The 595-nt window shown below is 60.2% G+C and carries 1 protein-coding gene; it reads right to left on the reverse strand.

All coding sequences use genetic code 11. The features are described from left to right. Positions 1-595: DUF3304 domain-containing protein (locus AC1DKD_RS41815; protein WP_477144806.1), on the reverse strand; the 595-nt coding region annotated here is incomplete at both ends.

The following is a 595-nucleotide window of genomic DNA, read 5'->3' on the forward strand; positions in this document are numbered from 1 at the left end:
GCCGTATTCTCTCCGTTGTATTGCGGCACTTCGGTTGTAGCCCGGTAAACCACGCCCGGCGTTTTTCCGTCCTGAACCTTCTCCACGTGCCAGTGGACCGTGACCTGGATGCCGGGACGCCAGATCCTAGGAATGCTGATGCAACAGTTTTCCGCACCGCCGCCGGAGCGCTCTCCCGGCGGAGCCGGCATGATATTGGGTCCGCCGCCGCGCATGCCATCCGGGCCGGTGATGCGGAACCAGCCGATGAAGTCCGGCGTATAGTTGAATCCGCTCACGCTGGCGCCAACCCTGGGGCCTGGCGTGGGCGCTGCCTCCACTTCTGCATCGGAAAACAACGGCGAAAACCAAGCCGACAGCCGATCGGAGCAAGCGCCCAATGCCGCGATCAGGAAAAGGCTGGCGCAGACTCGCCAGAGCATTCGCGCAACACCGCCGTTGTCATGCTTGGCGGCATTCCGTCGATGCGTTTGCTTGTCATCGTTGTTATCGGTGCCGTCGAAAAAGAGGTTGACATGGATCGTCTGTTCGCATGCACCTAATGGATCGATCACCTTTGGCCTACCAAGACAATAGGCATTGAGCCCTTCCGGAA

The organism is Cupriavidus sp. 05T313 (assembly GCF_056396665.1).